The organism is Nocardioides sp. GCM10023255 (genome assembly GCF_042653125.1).
Classification (GTDB): Bacteria; Actinomycetota; Actinomycetes; order Propionibacteriales; family Nocardioidaceae; genus Nocardioides.
The window spans coordinates 195,533-212,936 of record NZ_JBHSHU010000004.1; the positions used below are offsets into that span (position 1 = coordinate 195,533).

The following is a 17,404-nucleotide window of genomic DNA, read 5'->3' on the forward strand; positions in this document are numbered from 1 at the left end:
CCGTCAGGGCTTCTGGTGCTCCGCTGTGGCGGCGCACCAGCTTGCCCAACGGAGCGTCACAAGGTCGAGGTGACCGGGCGGCCGGCCTGCCAGACCCCGCGCACGAGGGGTACGCCGGGCCGGTAGGCCAGGTGCACGTGGGTCGGCGCGTCGAGGACCATCAGGTCGGCCCGGCGGCCCGGGACCAGCGCGCCCACGTCGTCCCGGTCCAGCGCCGCGGCGCCCGTGGCGGTGGCCGCGTGGACCGCCTCGGCCGGGGTCATCCCCATCTCGCGGACGGCCAGCGCGATGCACAGCGGCAGCGAGCTGGTGAAGCAGGAGCCTGGGTTGCAGTCGCTGGCGATCGCGACCCGGACGCCGGCGTCGAGGAGCCGCCGGGCGTCGGGGTAGGGCTGCCGGGTCGAGAACTCGACCCCCGGCAGCAGCGTGGCGATCGTCCCCGAGTCGCGCAGGGCGTCGACGTCGGCGTCCTCGAGGTAGGTGCAGTGGTCCACCGCGACCAGCCCGAGCTCGGCGGCGAGGCGCACGCCGGGTCCCGGGCCGAGCTGGTTGGCGTGCAGGCGGCCGCGGAGCCCACGGGCGGCGCCGGCGGCGAGGACCGTCCGCGCCTGGTCGCCGTCGAAGGCGCCCCGCTCGCAGAACACGTCGATCCAGCGCGCGTGCGGGGCCGCCGCGTCCAGCATCGGGCCGGTGACCAGCTCGACGTACTCCTCCGGCGTCGTGCCCTGCGGCACCACGTGCGCGCCGAGGAACGTCGTCTCCTCGGTGAACTGGCGGGCCACGGCCAGGGTGCGGGCCTCGTCGCGGACGCTCAGGCCGTAGCCGCTCTTGATCTCGACCGTGGTGGTGCCCTGCCCCCGCATCTCCTCGACCAGCCGGGCGACGTGGCTGGTGAGCTGCTCGTCGGTGGCGGCGCGGGTCGCGGCGACGGTCGTACGGATCCCGCCCGCGGCGTAGCTCTCCCCCGCCATCCGGGCCGCGAACTCCTGGGCGCGGTCGCCGGCGAAGACCAGGTGGCTGTGGCTGTCGACGAAGCCGGGCAGCACCGCGCGGCCGCCGACGTCGACGCGCGCGTCCGCCTCCGGGGCCGCGGCGGCCGGCCCCACCCAGGCCACGTGCGCGCCCTCGAGGACCAGGGCGGCGTCCTCGACGACACCGAGCAGGTCGTCGGCGGCGGGGTCGTTGGTGACCAGCTCGCCGATGTTCGTGATGAGCGTGGAGGTCATGCCAGCCCCTTCCAGATCGCGTCGATCGCCGCGTCGAGCTCGCGCCCGATGTCGGCCCGGTCCCCGTGGCCGACCACGACCCGGCCGTCGACCATCACCTGGGTGACGTCCTCGGCCGCGGCCGCGAACACGGCGGTCGCCTCGTCGGCGCCGGTCCCGGCGGTCCGGACGCTGCTGGTGCCGAGCGTGACGAGGTCGGCGCGGAGGCCCTGCCGGATCTCGCCCGCCGCGCCGAACCCGAGGCTGTGGTGGCCGGTCACCGTGGCGGCCCCGAGGAGCTCGGCGGCGCGCCAGTGGCCGCGCTGCCGGGTGGCGAGCCGCTCGTCGAGCTCGACGGCGCGCATCTCCTCGAACAGGTCGATGACCGCGTGGCTGTCGCTGCCCAGGGTGAGCGGGCTGCCCGCGTCGTGCAGGGCCCGGCTCGGGCCGATCCCGTCGCCGAGGTCCCGCTCGGTGGTGGGGCAGAAGCAGGAGTGCGTGCCGCTCTCCCCCAGCAGCCGCACGTCCTCGTCGGTGAGGTGCGTGGCGTGCACCGCGGAGGTGGTGCGGCCGAGGACGCCGTGGTCCGCGAGGAGGCGGGTCGGGGTGAGGCCGTACGCCGCCGCGCACGCGTCGTTCTCGGCCACCTGCTCGGAGAGGTGGACGTGCAGCGGCACCCCCGTGGTCGGGTGGCCGCCGCGGGCACCGGCGTCGGGCCGCTGTCGCGCCCACTCGGCGACCGTGGACATCTGCTGCGGGGGCACGGCGCGCACCGAGTGGATCGCGGCGCCGACCACCACGCCGTCGGCCCCGGACAGGTCGCCCACCCGCCGCGCCCAGGCCTCCGCGTCGCCGTCGGAGTAGCGCGCCTGGACGCCCTCGACCGGCTTGCCGAACCCCGAGCTGAGGTAGCAGGTGTCGAGCAGCGCGATCCGGATGCCGGCCTCGCGCGCGGCCTCGACGAGCGCGTGGCCCATGGCGTTCGGGTCGTCGTACGGCGTGCCGTCGGGCTGGTGGTGCAGGTAGTGGAACTCGCCCACCGCGGTGACCCCCGCGGCCGCCATCTCCCGGTAGGTCGCCCGGGCGAGGGCAAAGTAGGTGTCCGGGTCGAGGGTCGCCGCGACGGCGTACATCTGCTCGCGCCAGGTCCAGAACGTCCCCCGGTCCCGCTGGGTGCGCCCCCGCAGCGCCCGGTGGAAGGCGTGGCTGTGGCAGTTGGCGAGGCCGGGGAGGGTGAGGCCGGGGATCCTGACGGAGTCACCGGCCGGCCGGGTACTCCTGTGCTTGTCGGCCAGTGCACCGGCCGACAAGCGAGGGGAATGGTCGACAACCCCCACCGAGGTGAAGATCCCGTCCTCGATCTCGACGAGCACGTCGTCGCGGACCGCCCCGTCGACCCACGCCCGTTCCAAGAGGTACGACGTGGCACTCACCGCGCGAGCCTCTCCAGCGTGTCGGCGAGGGCGGAGACACCCACCAGGCAGTCGGGCATCGAGGCGTGCTCGTCGGGCGAGTGGGAGATCCCGGTGGGGTTGCGGACGAAGAGCATCGCGGTCGGGACGCCCGCGGCGGAGAGGATCCCGGCGTCGTGCCCGGCCTGGGTGGGGATCACCGGCCAGTCGCCCGACTCGTGGTCCGCCGCGACCCGCCGCGCCAGGTCGGGGTCGAAGGCGACCGCCGACGACACCGACTCGGCCGTCATCCGCACCGACGTGCCGTCCCGCTCGGCGCGCTCGGTGGCCTGCCGCTCGATCGTCTCGACGAGCGACGCGAGCTCCGCGCCGTCCGAGCACCGCGCGTCCAGCCACGCGGTCACCCGCGAGGGGATCGCGTTGGTGCCGTTCGGCACCACCTCGAGCCGGCCGAAGGTGGCGCGCTGGCCGGCCAGCCGCGCCTGCTTGTTCGCAGCCAGCGCCGTCATCGCGTAGGTCAGCATCGGGTCGGCCCGGTCCTCCATCCGGGTCGTGCCCGCGTGGTTGGCCGCGCCGGTGATGTCGAAGCGGTAGCGCCCGTGCGGCCAGATCCCGCTGGCCACCCCGACCGCCTCGCCGCGGTCGACCAGGTCGCGCCCCTGCTCAACGTGCAGCTCCACGAAGCACGAGACCTTCGCCGCCAGGTCCCAGGGCTCGTACGCCGCGGCACCGAGCCCGGCCCCGGCGAGCGCGTCCTCGAACGAGACGCCGTCCCGGTCCCGCAGCGCGAGCGCGTCGCGCCACGCGACCGCCCCCGCGGCGAGCCGCGAGCCCAGGCAGGCCAGGCCGAAGCGCGACCCCTCCTCCTCGACGAAGACCGACACCCCGACCGGTCGAGCGGGCACGAAGCCCCGCGAGCGCAGCACGTCGACGGCCTCGAGCGCCGAGACCACGCCGAGCGGGCCGTCGTACGCCCCGCCGTCGAGGACCGAGTCGAGGTGCGAGCCGGTCAGCACGCCCGGCCCGGTGACGCCGGCGGGCTCCCACCAGGCGACGAGGTTGCCGACCGGGTCGGACTCGAGCCGCAGCCCCCGCGCGTTCGCCTGCTCGACGAACCAGGCGCGCAGCTCGGTCTCGGCGGCGCCGTACGGCTGACGGAAGTAGCCGCCCGACCGGGCCGACCGCCCGACCGGCGCGAGGTCGGACCACATCCGTTCGAAGTCGTCAGGCATGCTGCGCCCCATGGAGTTCCAGGACGTCGTACGCCGTCGCCGGATGGTCCGCAGCTACGCCGAGACCCCCGTCGACCCCGCGGTCGTCGCGCGGGCGCTGGCCAACGCCACCCGCGCCCCGAGCGCCGGGTTCAGCCAGGGCTGGGCGTTCCTGGTCCTCGACACCCCCGAGGACGTGCGCCGCTGGTGGGCGACCACCTCCGACGACGTCGAGCACCCCGACGCCTGGCTGGCCGGGATGATGCGCGCACCGGTCGTGATCGTCCCCTGCTCCAGCAAGGCCGCCTACCTGGGCCGCTACGCCGAGCCCGACAAGGGCTGGACCGACCGCGACGAGGCCCGCTGGCCGATGCCGTTCTGGCACATGGACGCGGCGATGGCGAGCCTGCTCGTCCTGCAGACCGCGGTGGACGAGGGTCTGGGCTCCTGCTTCTTCGGCATCCCCCCGGACCGGGACGCCGCGGTTCGTCGCGAGTTCGGCATCCCGGACGCCTTCGACCCCGTCGGCGTGATCACGCTGGGCCATCCCGGCGACGAGTCGTCCGGGGCGAAGGGCTCCCCGTCGCGGCGCCGGCGCAAGCCGCTGGCAGAGGTCGTCCATCACGGCCGGTGGGGGCAGGAGTGGGGGCACGCCTCCAGTCCATCGGCGTAGGCCGTCGCGGTCAACGAGCCACCCCGCACGCCGGTCTCACATCCGAGACACGCACCCGCCCTCGCTCGAGCTGACCGTCGGAGATCCGGCGAGGCGCTGGGGCCGACGTCTATCCTCGGGAGCCTGGGGGTGAGACACGTGCCCGAGAGCGAGGAGCGGCCCCACGAGCCGCAGGAGGCCGACCGGAAGCCGGCCCAGGACGCCCGGACGGGCCGCAGCGCGGCCGCCGTCCGGATGCAGCACCAGGCGAGCTGGGTCGACCAGCAGGTCCGGGTGGCGATGGCCAAGGGCGAGTTCGACAACCTGCCCGGGGCCGGCAAGCCGATCAAGGACCTCGGCCGCCAGCACGACCCGGACTGGTGGCTGAAGAAGCTGGTCGAGCGCGAGCAGATCGCGCTGCTGCCGCCGTCGGTGCAGCTGCGCAAGGAGGACGCCGAGCTCGACGCCCGTCTCGACACCCTCAACGTCGAGGCCGAGGTGCGCCGCGAGGTCGAGGAGTTCAACGCCCGCGTCATCGCGGCCCGCTACCGGCCGCCGGAGGGTCCGCCGCTGATCACGATGCCGCGCGAGGTCGACGTGGAGGTCGAGCGGTGGCGCGAGCGGCGTGCGGCGCTGCGGGCCCGCCAGGCCGAGGCGGTCCGCGCCAGCGCCCCCGCACCTGCCCCGCCCCGCAGGCGCCGGTGGTGGCGGCGCTGACCTGCACGTCCACTGTTGAATCGGTCATACCGGCCGGTAACCCTGCGCTGCTAGTTTCCGCGACATGCCCAGCTCATCTCGCAGCGCCAAGGACTTCTTCCGCCCCCTCGCGGTGGGCGCCCCGACTCCCCTGACCGAGATCCCCGCCCGCCCCAGCCGGGCGATCCACTTCTTCGACCCCAGCAACGAGAAGATGGCCGCCAAGGTCCCGCAGATGGTCGGCACCGTCGACGTGCTGCTCGGCAACCTCGAGGACGCGATCAAGGCCGACAACAAGCTCGCCGCTCGCGAGGGGCTGGTGCGGATCGCGCAGGAGACAGAGTTCGGGCCCACCCAGCTGTGGACCCGCATCAACGCGCTCGACAGCCCGTGGGCGCTCGACGACCTCACCACGCTGGTCCCCGCGATCGGCGACAAGCTGGACGTCATCATGGTGCCGAAGGTGCAGGGCGCCGAGGACATCCACTACGTCGACCGGCTGCTCGCCCAGCTCGAGGCGAAGGCCGGCCTGGACCGGCCGATCCTCGTCCACGCGATCCTCGAGACCGCCCGCGGCGTCGCGAACGTCGAGGAGATCTGCGGCGCCTCCCCGCGCATGCAGGGCCTCTCCCTCGGCCCGGCCGACCTCGCCGCCGACCGCCGGATGAAGACCACCCGCGTCGGCGGCGGCCACCCCGGCTACCTCGTCCGCGAGGACCCGCCGCGCATCGACGGCGTCGCCAACCTCGAGGCCAGCCGCGCGACGTTCCAGCAGGACCTGTGGCACTACACGATCGCGCGCATGGTCGACGCCTGCGCCATGCACGGGATCTACCCCTACTACGGGCCGTTCGGGGACATCGCCGACGTGGTGGCCTGCGAGGACCAGTTCCGCAACGCCTTCCTGCTCGGCTGCGTCGGCACCTGGAGCCTGCACCCCAAGCAGATCGCGATCGCCAACAAGGTCTTCAGCCCCAGCGTCCAGGACATCCGCCACGCCCGCCGCGTGGTCGCCGCCATGGGAGACGGCACCGGCGCGGTCATGCTCGACGGCAAGATGGAGGACGACGCCTCGCTCAAGCAGTGCCTCGTGCTGGTCGAGCTCGCCGAGCAGCTGGCCGCGATCGACCCCGAGCTGAAGAAGCAGTACGACGCGATCGAGGTGCAGGGCCAGTGACCGACCAGGACTTCCGCCCCCGCCGCTCCGTCCTCTACATGCCCGCGTCCAACGACCGGGCCCTGGAGAAGGCGAAGAGCATCCCCTGCGACGGGCTGATCCTCGACCTCGAGGACGCCGTCGCCCCCGACGCCAAGCCCGAGGCCCGCGAGAAGGCGTGCGCGGCGGTCCGCTCCGGTGAGTACGGACAGCGCGAGCTGACCATCCGGATCAACGGCGCCGACACCGAGTGGCACGCCGACGACCTCGCCGCCGCCTGCGCCGCCGGTCCCGACGCGATCGTCGTCCCCAAGGTCAACAGCGCCGACGCGGTGCTCCAGCTGGTCGAGGCGATGGCCGGTCACGGCGCGCCCGGGCACACCAGCCTCTGGGCGATGCTCGAGACGCCGTACGCCATGCTGCACGCCGAGGAGATCGCCGGGGCCTCCGACCGGCTCACCGTGCTGGTGATGGGGACCAACGACCTCGTCAAGGAGCTGTACGCCGAGCACGTGCCCGGCCGCCAGCCGGTGCTGGCCGGTCTCGGCCTGGCCCTGCTCGCGGCCCGGGCGACCGGCAAGGTTGTCCTCGACGGCGTCTACAACGACGTGAAGAACACCGACGGCTTCCTCGCCGAGTGCCGGCAGGGCCGCGAGATGGGCTTCGACGGCAAGACGCTCATCCACCCCGGCCAGGTCGAGGGCGCCAACGAGGCGTTCGCGCCGAGCGAGCAGGCCGTCGAGGACGCCCGGGGCATCCTGCGGGCCTGGGAGGACGGGGCGGGGTCGGGCGTCGTCACCTACAACGGCCGGATGATCGAGAACCTCCACGTCGAGTCTGCGCGGCGCACGCTCAGCATCCACGACGCGATCCGCGCGCTGGCCGGGTGAGACTCTTCGAAATCGTCAGCGCAAAGGAGAGTTTGAGAAGGTCTCCGGCGTGGTACGTCTCTGTCGACCTGACCTTGGGAGGAGGTTGACATGGTTGTTCTTGGTTTGATCCTGCTCATCATCGGGCTGCTCACGGTCCCGGCGCTCGTCTACATCGGCCTCGCCCTCATCATCGTGGGGCTCATCTTGAACTTCGTCCCGATCGGTGGCACCCGACGACGGTTCTACTAGCCCACCCGCAGTGCACGCGACGACCCCCGGACCCTCAGGTCCGGGGGTCGTCGCGTTCGCCCGCTCCGACCGCGGTGAAGCGGGCCAGGAAGTCCAGCACCCGCTCGACGGGCATCTCGCAGGGCCGCAGTGCCGGCTCGTCGCCGACGAGGTACAGGTTCGCGCTCACGACGCCGGACCCGCCGAGCTCCTCGGCGTAGACCCGCTGGCTCCGCCCGCCCACCTGCTCCGCACGGGTCACGCCCCACCGCGCGCCGTCGTACTCCACGACACTGTGACCGAGGGGCACGCGCGCGAAGAGCCGGGACGGGTCCACGTCAGGACTCACCCGGCGATCATGGCAGGCGCCGGCGTTCGTCGCGGGCACCACCGCGGCTACCGGGTACGCAGCGCCCAGCGGCAGACCGGCACCTGCAGCACCCCGGCGCCCAGCACCAGCGCGCCCATCACCCACCAGCCGGGCCGCCCCCACTCGATGCAGAGCAGCGTGATCAGCGTGGGAGCGATGACGTTGGAGACCGAGAACCCCAGGCTGGCGAAGCCCTGGTACTGCCCCTGCCGCTCCATCGGCGCCAGCCCCATGGAGATGCCCCACTGGCCGCCGCTGGAGATCATCTCGCCGACCACGTGCACGCCCGCCCCGACGACCAGCAGGGCGACCGCGGCGACCGCACCCACCCCGCTGCTGAACGACACGAGCACGAAGCCCGCCGCGATCCAGGCGCAGCCGACCACCATCGCCCGCACCGAGGACGGCACGTCGTCGACGCCGCGGGTCATCCGGACCTGGAAGAGGGCGACGACCACCGTGTTGAGCACGAGCAGCACGGCCACCATGGAGGTCGGGGCGTCGGTGTGGGCGGCGATCCAGAGCGGGATGGCCAGCTCCATCACCACGAAGTGCATGGCGACCAGTCCGTTGAGCAGGGTGACCGCGACGAACGGCCGGTCACGGAGCACCGCCAGCCGCGGCTCTCCCGCGGCCCGGGCCGGCGCCGGCTCCAGGTGCGGCAGCCGGGTGCACAGCAGCCCGGTCACGACGGTGAGGACCGCGTCGAGCGCGAACACCGCCAGGTAGGCCCAGGTCCGGTCCACGAGCAGCGCGAGGCCGCCCAGCATCGCCCCCAGGCTCATCGCGACGTTGGTGACCGCGCGCAGGTAGGCCTTGAACTGCACGCCCCGGCCACCCGTCGCGACCCGCGCGATGTAGCCGTTGCGGACCGCCCCGTTGCCGAACACCAGCACGTTGGAGACCGCCATCACCAGCATCAGCGCCGGGACGGAGCGGGCCACGAGCAGGCCGAGCAGAACGACGCCGGCCGCGACCGTGAGGGCACGCATGACCTCGCGGGGGCCGCGGGTGTCGCCGAGGTGGCCCAGCGGGACCTGGCCGAGCATCGCGACGAAGGTGGCGACCGACAGGACCAGGCCGACGTCGGTGGCCGCGAGGCCGACCTCCTGGGTGAAGAACAGCGCGAAGGTCGTCGTCGTGGCGCCGGTGCCGGCCCGGTTGACGAACGTGCCGAGCGCGAGGACCCGCAGGCTGGGGTCGGTGGGGATCCCCCGACGGGTCAGCCGGGGCGGTACCGCCGCCGGTGGTCTGATCTCCTCCGCACCAACAGCCCCTTCGGTCACCGGAGCATTCTGGACGACCCCGCCGTCACCGCGCCAACGGGTTGTCGGCCATGGGGATGCGGACCCCGCGCTCGGCGGCGACCTCGACCGCGCGGTCGTAGCCCGCGTCCACGTGCCGGATCACGCCCATGCCCGGGTCGTTGGTGAGGACCCGCTCGATCTTCTGCGCGGCCAGCTCGGTGCCGTCGGCCACGCACACCTGGCCGGCGTGGATGGAGCGGCCCATGCCGACACCGCCGCCGTGGTGGATGGACACCCACGAGGCGCCCGAGGCGGTGTTGACGAGCGCGTTCAGCAGCGCCCAGTCGGCGATCGCGTCGGAGCCGTCGAGCATGCTCTCGGTCTCGCGGTACGGCGAGGCGACCGACCCGCAGTCGAGGTGGTCGCGACCGATCACGATCGGGGCCTTGAGCTCACCGGAGGCGACCATCTCGTTGAACTTCAGGCCGGCGAGGTGGCGCTCGCCGTACCCCAGCCAGCAGATCCGCGCCGGCAGCCCCTGGTAGTGCACCCGCTCCCCGGCCATCGTGATCCACTTCCGCAGCCGCTCGTTCTCCGGGAAGAGCTCGAGGATCGCGCGGTCGGTGGCGGCGATGTCGGCCGGGTCGCCGGAGAGCGCGGCCCAGCGGAACGGGCCCTTGCCCTCGCAGAAGAGCGGTCGGATGTACGCCGGCACGAAGCCGGGGAACTCGAACGCCCGGTCGTAGCCGCCCTTGCGGGCCTCGTCGCGGATCGAGTTGCCGTAGTCGAACACCTCGGCGCCGCGGTCCTGGAACTCCACCATCGCCCGCACGTGCGCCGCCATCGACTCCCGCGCCCGCTTGGTGAAGCCGACCGGGTCCTCGGTGCGCTCGCGCTCCCAGTCCTCGAAGGCGGTGCCGATCGGGAGGTAGAACAGCGGGTCGTGGGCGGAGGTCTGGTCGGTCACGACGTCGATCGGCGCGCCCATCTCCAGCAGCGCGGGCACCATCTCGGCGGCGTTGCCGAGCACCCCGATGGACAGCGCGCGGCGCTCGTCGCGCGCGGCGACCGCCATCGTCACGGCCTCCTCCAGGGAGCCGGCCTGCACGTCGAGGTAGGCGTGGTCGATGCGGCGCTGGATCCGCGACTGGTCGCACTCGATGCAGATCGCCACGCCGTCGTTCATCGTCACGGCGAGCGGCTGGGCGCCGCCCATGCCCCCCAGCCCGGCGGTCAGCGTGATGGTGCCGGCCAGCGAGCCCTCGAACGTCTTGTCGGCCACGGCCGCGAAGGTCTCGAACGTGCCCTGCAGGATCCCCTGGGTGCCGATGTAGATCCACGACCCGGCGGTCATCTGGCCGTACATCGTGAGCCCGAGGTCCTCGAGCCGGCGGAACTCCTCCCAGTTGGCCCAGTCGCCGACCAGGTTGGAGTTGGCGATGAGCACGCGCGGCGCCCACACGTGGGTCTTCATCACGCCCACCGGCTTGCCGGACTGGACGAGCATCGTCTCGTCGTCCTCGAGCGTGCGCAGGGTGCGGACCAGGGCGTCGTACGCCTCCCAGCTGCGGGCGGCCCGACCGGTGCCGCCGTACACGACGAGATCCTCGGGGCGCTCGGCGACCTCGGGGTCGAGGTTGTTCATCAGCATCCGCAGGGGTGCCTCGGTCTGCCAGGACTTCGCGGTGAGGTCGGTGCCGGTCGCGGCGTGGATCGGCAGGCGCGGGTTCGACGTGGTCATGTCTCCATGAAAGCCCTCGACCCGGCGCGGCCACCAGCACCGGCCACACCGATCAGTCTCGTGACCGAGACACCGCCCCCGCCCAGATGGGGTATGCCCCGGGGGTCCGCACCCGCCTACGGTGGCAGCAGGCCCCAGGGAGGCCGCGATGCCCGACCTGCTCCTCTCCGACACGGACCAGGCCGCCCTGCGCTCCCTGCAGGCGGCGGAGCCGGTGCCCGGGCGGCCGCTGCCCGGCGACGAGGTGCTCGAGCAGCTCGCCCGGCTGATCCCGTGCGACGCGCTGGGAGCACTGCTCAGCGACCCCGAGGTGGGCGTCGTCGAGGAGGTCGAGCTGCTGCGCGGCCGCTGCCCCCGGCTCGCCGGCACCGGGTACGACGGGCCGGTCGCCCTCGGCCTGCTCCGCTGGACGAGGACCACCGGCGGGCCGGGACCGCCGTGGGGTGCCGGCGCGGCCGACTGCATCGCCCTCGGAGTGCGCACGGGACGGGAGGCGATCGCCCAGATCTGGCTGGACCGGCGGGCGCGGGTCTTCACCCCGCGCGACCTCCTGGTGCTGTCGGTGGTCGCCCCGACCCTGCGCCGGCTGGTCCGCGAGGCCGCACCGGTCGCGCTGCCCGACGACCTCACCGTGCAGGAGCGGCGGACCCTCGCCCTCGTCGCGACGGGCCTCTCCAACGCCGAGGTCGCGGAGCGGATGAGCGTGGCCACCTGCACGGTGCGCAAGCACCTCGAGCACGCCTACCGCAAGCTCGGCGTCACCAACCGGCTGGCCGCCGCGACCGCGCTGCACGGGCGGGCCCTCGGCGCCGAAGTTTCGCCCGAACGCGAATAGCCGCGCCCGCGTCGGTGGACTAGGCAGGAGGCATCCCCTGATCCCGGAGGCACCGATGCCACTCGCCCGTCGAACCTGCGCACTGGTCTGCACCGTCGTCCTGACCTCGACCGGTCTCGTCCTGTCCCCGTCCGCCGGGGCGGCACCCTCCACCCGCGTCCCCGCGAGCCACCACCGCGAGAGCCCCCAGGTCGCGCTGGACTGGGAGCTGTCCTCGTTCCGCACCGTCTACACCGACGGCCTCACGCCGATCCCGGTCGGCGTCCCCGTCCTCGGCTTCACCTCGGTGGCCATGAACAACGCCAACCGCATGTCGCGGCACCTGCACCGCAGCTCGGAGACCGCCGCGGTGGCCACCGCGGCCCACGACGTGCTGCTCCACTACTACCCGACGGCCGCCCCCGCGCTGGACGCCGACCTCGCCACCAGCCTCGGCCCGGTGCCCGAGGGACGGGCCCGGGCCAACGGCATCCGGGTCGGCCGGCGCGCGGCCGTGCGCATGCTGGCGAGCCGGGTCGGCGACGGCTACCTCGACCCCGACATCCACTACTCCAAGGACCCGGGACCGGGCGTCTGGCAGCCGATCCCTCCCAACCCCGACATGGTCGCGGCGTGGCTGGGCTCGTTGCGCCCGCTCGTCACCAGGCACCCGGTGGCGTGGGGGAAGAAGCCCTACCCGCTCGACAGCCGCGCGTACGCCCGCGACTTCAACGAGGTCCGGCGCCTCGGCCGCGTGGACTCGACCGTGCGCACGGACGCGCAGACCGCGACCGCCCAGTTCTACAACTCCAACTCCGCGACCATGGTGGGCGAGGCGCTCATCCGCCGGCTCGGTGACCACCCGATCGGGCTCCGCGCCACCACCCGGATCTTCGCCGCCATGCACGCGGCGATGACGAACTCGGTCATCCGGACCTGGCAGCTCAAGCGCGACGTGGGCTTCTGGCGTCCCGAGCAGGCGATCGCCCTGGCCGACACCGACGGCAACCCGCGCACCCGGGTCGAGACCGGTTGGGCACCGCTGGTGCCGACGCCGAACTACTCCGAGTACGTCAGCGGGCACGCCAGCCTCACCGCCCCGGCGATCGAGGTCATCCGGCGGACGCTCGGGGAGCGCACCCCCCTGGAGCTGGTCTCGGTCAACAGCCCCGACCCCCGGCTCTACACACGCCTGAGCGCCATCGAGCGGGACGCCTTCAACGCCCGGATCTGGTCGGGCCTGCACTTCCGCAAGGCGATGACCGACGGCTACGAGATCGGCCACCGCTCGGCCCGGCAGGTCTTGGCCGCCCTCCGGTGAGCCGGCGCGCGGTCAGGCCAGCTCGCCGACCACGTCCTCGACGCTGCCGAGGACGGCGCCCGACCGGACCAGCTCGACCGCCGTCTCGATCTCGGGCGAGAGGTGGCGGTCGGGGCCGGGGCCCTCGATCCCGGAGGCGCGCAGCAGGCGCACGACAGCCCCCGTCGCGGGCGAGGGCTCGAGCGGGCGTCGCAGGTCGAGCGCCCGGGCCGCGGTGAGCACCTCGATCGCGACCACGCGGGTCAGGCCGTCGACCGACCGGCGCAGCTTGCGGGCCGCCGACCAGCCCATCGACACGTGGTCCTCCTGCATGGCGCTGGAGGGGATCGAGTCGACCGAGGCGGGGACGGCGAGCCGCTTGAGCTCCGAGACGATCGCGGCCTGGGTGTACTGCGCGATCATGTGCCCGCTGTCCACGCCCGGGTCGTCGGCGAGGAACGGCGGCAGGCCGTGGTTGCGGGCCTTGTCGAGGAAGCGGTCCGTACGCCGTTCGCTGATCGAGGCCACGTCGGCGGCCACGATCGCGAGGAAGTCGAGGACGTAGGCGACCGGCGCCCCGTGGAAGTTGCCGTTGGACTCGACCCGCCCCTCGGCGGCGAGCACCACTGGGTTGTCGACGGCCGAGGCCAGCTCGCGGCCCGCGACCGTTGCGGCGTGCTCCACGGTGTCGCGGGCGGCCCCGTGCACCTGGGGGCAGCAGCGCAGGGAGTAGGCGTCCTGGACCCGGTTGCAGTCCGGGCCGCGGTGCGAGGCGACCACCCCGGAGTCCGCGAGCACCCGGGTGAGGTTGGCGGCCGAGAGCGCCTGCCCGGGGTGCGGCCGGATCGCCTGCAGCTCGGGGGCGAAGACCCGGTCGGTGCCGAGCTGGCCCTCGACGGACATCGCCGCCGCGACGTCGGCGGTCCGCAGGAGCATCCGCAGGTCGGCGATCGCCATCACGAGCATGCCGAGCATCCCGTCGGTGCCGTTGATCAGCGCCAGCCCCTCCTTGGCCGCCAGCTCGACCGGCACCAGGCCCGCGGCGGCCAGGGCGTCCGCGGCCGGCACCAGCGTCCCGGTGGCGTCGCGCACCTCGCCCTCGCCCATGAGCGCGAGCGCGCAGTGCGAGAGCGGCGCGAGGTCGCCGGAGCACCCGAGCGAGCCGTACTCCCGCACGACCGGCGTGATCCCGTGGGTGAGCAGCGCGGCCATCAGCTGCGCGGTCCCGAGGCGCACGCCGGTGTGCCCGGTCGCCAGCGTGGACAGCCGCAGCAGCATCAGCGCCCGGACCACCTCGCGCTCGACCTCCGGCCCGGAGCCGGCGGCGTGGGAGCGGACCAGCGAGCGCTGCAGCTGGGCGCGCATGTCGGTCGGGATGTGGCGGGTCGCGAGGGCGCCGAACCCGGTCGAGATGCCGTACGCCGGGGTGCTCGCCGACGCCAGCTCCTTCACGACGTCGCGGGCCCGGCCGATCGCGGACACGGCGTCGGGCGCCAGCTCGACGCCGGCCCCGTGGCGGGCGACCGCCAGCAGGTCCTCGGGGGAGACGGGCCCGGTCCCGACCGGGACGGTGCGGGTGGCGGTGGGTGCGTGCTGCATGATCCCATCCAACGTCGCCGTCGGGGGCCGCACCATCACCGGGAACCCGCCACCGTCTCGGATCCCAGACTCCGTGACCCGCACCACATAGCACTCCCGTCAGAATTCGTCAGATCGAGCGTCTGAACATCATCGGAACTGGGTAGTAACCACCCGATGGCCGGGGGACCATTCGGGCTACCGGGTCACGAGTCCGCAACGCACGGCCCGGGGCGCAGCTAGGTCTCGGGCTCTCCAGGGAGAAGAGAGCTCATGCGCAAACTCATCGCGACATCCACCATGCTGGTGCTCGGCTCGACAGGTTCGGTCGTCCTCGCCCCACCGGGCACCGCCGCCGACGCCGGCACGACGGCCCGGACCCAGCCGACGGCGTTCGCCCTCCAGACCTCCGGGTTCGGCACCCGGGTCCGCGGTGGCCAGGTGCCCGCCGGCTCCGACGACACGGCCTACACCGTGATCGCGTGCACCAACAAGGCCGGGCTCACCCGCCAGAACCATGTCGCCGAGGAGACCCTCCCGGGCGTCGGCAAGGCCTCCGAGATCACCACCAAGGTCTGGACGACCCAGAGCAGGAAGGGCGTCGTCACGTCGCGGTCGCGCAACAGCGTGGCCCGGGTCGTGCTCGCCGACTCGCCCCTCGGCTCGCTGTCGATCGACGGCCTGCGGTCCGTCTCGAAGGCGTGGCACGACAGCTCGGGCTTCCACTCCTCGACGAAGACCAGCATCGGTTCCATCACCCTCACGCCGGCAGCGGGCGACCCGCAGCAGCTGGACCTGCCCACCCCCGACCAGCCGCTGGAGGTGCCCGGCCTCGCCACCATATCGCTGGGCAAGTCCCACAAGTCCGCGGGCAGCGGCGGCGCGAAGGCCACCGCCGAGGTGCTGCGGATCGACGTCACGGCCTCCGGCTCGCGGGCCCGGATCGGGCACACGTACGCCGAGATCGACGGCGGGGTGAAGAGCGGCATCTTCGGCGGCTTCGCCTCGGGGCTGCGCGCGAACGCCGCGGACAGCAACATCACCACCGGTCGCACCCCCTACCAGCCGATGCCCTGCCAGGGCACCGGCGGTGAGACCGAGGTCAGCAGCACCGCCGCCGTCGACCTGGGCGGCCAGATCGTCGTCGGCGCGGTCGAGAGCCGGCAGCGCGCCGAGCAGACCCGCAAGCGCGCTGGTGGCTTCGAGCAGGGCAGGGTCGCCAGCATCGACATCGGCGACGGCGCCCTGGTCGTCAAGGGCATCGTCGGCCGGGTCAACGTGCACCGCACGGGCGACCACCTGCACAAGCTGGTGCGCAACATCAAGGGCACCACGATCGGCTCCATCACGGCCGACGGCGAGCCCCAGACCTTCCCCGACACCGGCGTCCTCGAGATCCCGGGCGTGGCGAGGCTGGAGTCCAGCATCAAGCACAAGATCAAGGGCGGGATGGCGGTGACCGCGCTGCGGATCACCCTGCTCGACGGCACCGGCGCCACGATCAACCTCGGCCAGGCCAAGCTCTTCGTCAAGCCGAGCGGTCGCTGACACCGGGCCACGGCCACATCAGCACCGACGCCGGACGCGGGCAGCCGCGTCCGGCGTCGGCGCGCTCGAGGACGGACCGACGCGGGGGCCGCGACGTACGTCACAGGTCACGTGGCAAGACGTGAACCTGTCGGCGGCGCAGCGGGCGTTGACTGACGGTCGTGACCACGACCGCCGACCTCGACCCCGGCACGCTGCGCCGCTGGTCGATGTTGGGCGCGAGCACCCTGGCCCAGGCCGCGGCGGCGATCATGATGCACGGGCCGGCCTTCCTGATCCCGGCCCTGCACGCGGACGGTCTCACCCTCGCCGAGGCCGGGCTGGTCGCCGCGGCGCCCACGGTCGGCGTGATGCTCGCGCTGGTCGCCTGGGGGGCGGTCTCCGACCGGTACGGCGAGCGCCGCACCCTGGTCTCGGGCCTGGCGGCGACCACCGCGTTCGGAGTCGTCGCCGCCCTCACCGGCGGCACCGCCATGCTGGCGGTGGCGCTGCTGCTCGCCGGGGCCGCCGCGGCGAGCACCAACGCCGCCAGCGGCCGGGTGGTGGTCGGCTGGTTCCCGCCGGCGCGCCGCGGCCTGGCGATGGGCATCCGGCAGATGGCGCAGCCGGTGGGTGTCGGCATCGCCGCGGTCAGCATCGCGGTGGTCGCCGACCGCCACGGTGTGCAGGCCGCGCTCTGGGTCCCGACCCTCGCATGCGCGCTCGGCCTCGTGGTGGTGGCGATCGTCGTCCTCGACCCGCCCCGGCCCGACCCGCGTGGCGGCGGGTCGGCCAACCCCTACCGTCGGGACCGCTTCCTGGCCCGCGTCCACGGCGTCTCGGTGCTGCTGGTCGTGCCGCAGTTCCTCGTGTGGACGTTCGCCCTCGTGTGGCTGGTGCAGGACCGCGGCTGGTCGCCCGCCGCGGCCGGCACCCTGGTCGCCGTGGCCCAGGTGGCGGGCGCCCTGGGCAGGATCGCGGTCGGGCACCTCTCGGACGTCGTCGGCAACCGGATGCGACCGCTGCGTGGCGTCGCCGTCGCCGCGGCTGCGGTGATGGCGCTGCTCGGGCTCGCCGCGGGCCGCGACTGGTCGGTGGCGGTCGCCCTGCTCGTGGTGGCGACCGTGCTCACCGTGGCCGACAACGGCCTGGCCTTCACCGCCGTGGCGGAACGGGCCGGGCCGCACTGGTCGGGCCGGGCGCTCGGCGTGCAGAACACCGCGCAGTTCCTCTCCGCCTCGGCGGTGCCACCACTTGCGGGCCTCGCGATCACCCACCTCGGCTTCGCCGCGGCGTTCGCGCTCGGCGCCCTCTTCCCGGTGCTCGCGGCGCCGCTGGTGCCCGTCGCCGGGGAGCGCGAGCTGAGCTGATCGGGCACGGGTGGGCGTAGCCCCC

General features: G+C 73.6%; 16 protein-coding genes. 9 read left to right on the plus strand and 7 right to left on the minus strand.

The window, feature by feature from the left end:
* Positions 1–56: 56 nt before the first annotated feature.
* Genes hutI through ACFO9I_RS08465 form a run of 3 tightly spaced genes read right to left on the minus strand, consistent with a single transcriptional unit; the run spans position 57 to position 3,849 of the window.
* Positions 57–1,226 carry an imidazolonepropionase gene (gene hutI / locus ACFO9I_RS08455; protein ID WP_379179738.1) on the minus strand — a complete coding sequence of 390 codons (1,170 nt, stop codon included), beginning with the start codon at positions 1,224–1,226 and terminating at the stop codon, positions 57–59.
* A complete protein-coding gene (locus ACFO9I_RS08460; RefSeq protein WP_379179740.1) occupies positions 1,223–2,638 on the minus strand; it encodes a formimidoylglutamate deiminase in 1,416 nt (471 codons plus the stop codon). Before ACFO9I_RS08460 ends, hutI begins: the two co-directional genes overlap by 4 nt.
* Positions 2,635–3,849 carry an allantoate amidohydrolase gene (locus ACFO9I_RS08465; RefSeq protein ID WP_379179742.1) on the minus strand — a complete coding sequence of 405 codons (1,215 nt, stop codon included), beginning with the start codon at positions 3,847–3,849 and terminating at the stop codon, positions 2,635–2,637. Before ACFO9I_RS08465 ends, ACFO9I_RS08460 begins: the two co-directional genes overlap by 4 nt.
* A gap of 10 nt (positions 3,850–3,859) precedes the next feature.
* On the opposite strand from ACFO9I_RS08465, the gene ACFO9I_RS08470 reads away from it, so the two are divergent.
* The 5 genes from ACFO9I_RS08470 to ACFO9I_RS08490 all read left to right on the plus strand — a co-directional run bounded on the left by ACFO9I_RS08470 (position 3,860) and on the right by ACFO9I_RS08490 (position 7,453).
* Complete coding sequence (locus ACFO9I_RS08470; protein WP_379179744.1) at positions 3,860–4,501, plus strand: nitroreductase family protein; 642 nt, start codon at positions 3,860–3,862, stop codon at positions 4,499–4,501.
* Between the two features lie 138 nt (positions 4,502–4,639).
* A complete protein-coding gene (locus ACFO9I_RS08475; protein ID WP_379179746.1) occupies positions 4,640–5,197 on the plus strand; it encodes a DUF1992 domain-containing protein in 558 nt (185 codons plus the stop codon).
* 64 nt (positions 5,198–5,261) lie between these two features.
* Complete coding sequence (locus ACFO9I_RS08480) at positions 5,262–6,353, plus strand: HpcH/HpaI aldolase/citrate lyase family protein (protein ID WP_379179748.1); 1,092 nt, start codon at positions 5,262–5,264, stop codon at positions 6,351–6,353.
* A complete protein-coding gene (locus ACFO9I_RS08485; protein WP_379179750.1) occupies positions 6,350–7,222 on the plus strand; it encodes an HpcH/HpaI aldolase/citrate lyase family protein in 873 nt (290 codons plus the stop codon). Before ACFO9I_RS08480 ends, ACFO9I_RS08485 begins: the two co-directional genes overlap by 4 nt.
* A 90-nt stretch (positions 7,223–7,312) precedes the next feature.
* Complete coding sequence (locus ACFO9I_RS08490) at positions 7,313–7,453, plus strand: hypothetical protein (protein ID WP_379179752.1); 141 nt, start codon at positions 7,313–7,315, stop codon at positions 7,451–7,453.
* A 34-nt stretch (positions 7,454–7,487) separates the two neighbouring features.
* On the opposite strand, the gene ACFO9I_RS08495 is transcribed toward ACFO9I_RS08490, so the two are convergent.
* Genes ACFO9I_RS08495 through hutU form a run of 3 tightly spaced genes read right to left on the minus strand, consistent with a single transcriptional unit; the run spans position 7,488 to position 10,790 of the window.
* A complete protein-coding gene (locus tag ACFO9I_RS08495) occupies positions 7,488–7,781 on the minus strand; it encodes a peptide methionine sulfoxide reductase (protein ID WP_379179754.1) in 294 nt (97 codons plus the stop codon).
* Between the two features lie 47 nt (positions 7,782–7,828).
* Positions 7,829–9,088 carry an MFS transporter gene (locus ACFO9I_RS08500; RefSeq protein ID WP_379179756.1) on the minus strand — a complete coding sequence of 420 codons (1,260 nt, stop codon included), beginning with the start codon at positions 9,086–9,088 and terminating at the stop codon, positions 7,829–7,831.
* A gap of 25 nt (positions 9,089–9,113) precedes the next feature.
* Complete coding sequence (gene hutU, locus ACFO9I_RS08505) at positions 9,114–10,790, minus strand: urocanate hydratase (RefSeq protein ID WP_379179758.1); 1,677 nt, start codon at positions 10,788–10,790, stop codon at positions 9,114–9,116.
* Positions 10,791–10,938: 148 nt separating this feature from the next.
* Between hutU and ACFO9I_RS08510 the strand changes: the two genes are divergently transcribed.
* Both ACFO9I_RS08510 and ACFO9I_RS08515 read left to right on the plus strand, forming a co-directional pair.
* A complete protein-coding gene (locus ACFO9I_RS08510; protein WP_379179760.1) occupies positions 10,939–11,625 on the plus strand; it encodes a helix-turn-helix transcriptional regulator in 687 nt (228 codons plus the stop codon).
* A 55-nt stretch (positions 11,626–11,680) separates the two neighbouring features.
* Positions 11,681–12,925, plus strand: a complete 1,245-nt coding sequence (locus ACFO9I_RS08515; RefSeq protein WP_379179762.1) for a vanadium-dependent haloperoxidase — start codon at positions 11,681–11,683, stop codon at positions 12,923–12,925.
* A gap of 12 nt (positions 12,926–12,937) precedes the next feature.
* Here the strand turns inward: ACFO9I_RS08515 and hutH are convergent, their stop codons facing one another.
* A complete protein-coding gene (hutH, locus tag ACFO9I_RS08520) occupies positions 12,938–14,503 on the minus strand; it encodes a histidine ammonia-lyase (RefSeq protein WP_379179764.1) in 1,566 nt (521 codons plus the stop codon).
* A gap of 252 nt (positions 14,504–14,755) precedes the next feature.
* On the opposite strand from hutH, the gene ACFO9I_RS08525 reads away from it, so the two are divergent.
* Entirely contained in the window at positions 14,756–16,030 is a 1,275-nt protein-coding gene (locus tag ACFO9I_RS08525; RefSeq protein WP_379179766.1) for a choice-of-anchor P family protein, read from the plus strand.
* A gap of 161 nt (positions 16,031–16,191) precedes the next feature.
* Positions 16,192–17,379, plus strand: coding sequence for an MFS transporter (locus ACFO9I_RS08530; RefSeq protein ID WP_379179768.1), 1,188 nt, complete (start codon positions 16,192–16,194; stop codon positions 17,377–17,379).
* The last annotated feature ends 25 nt before the right edge of the window (positions 17,380–17,404 follow it).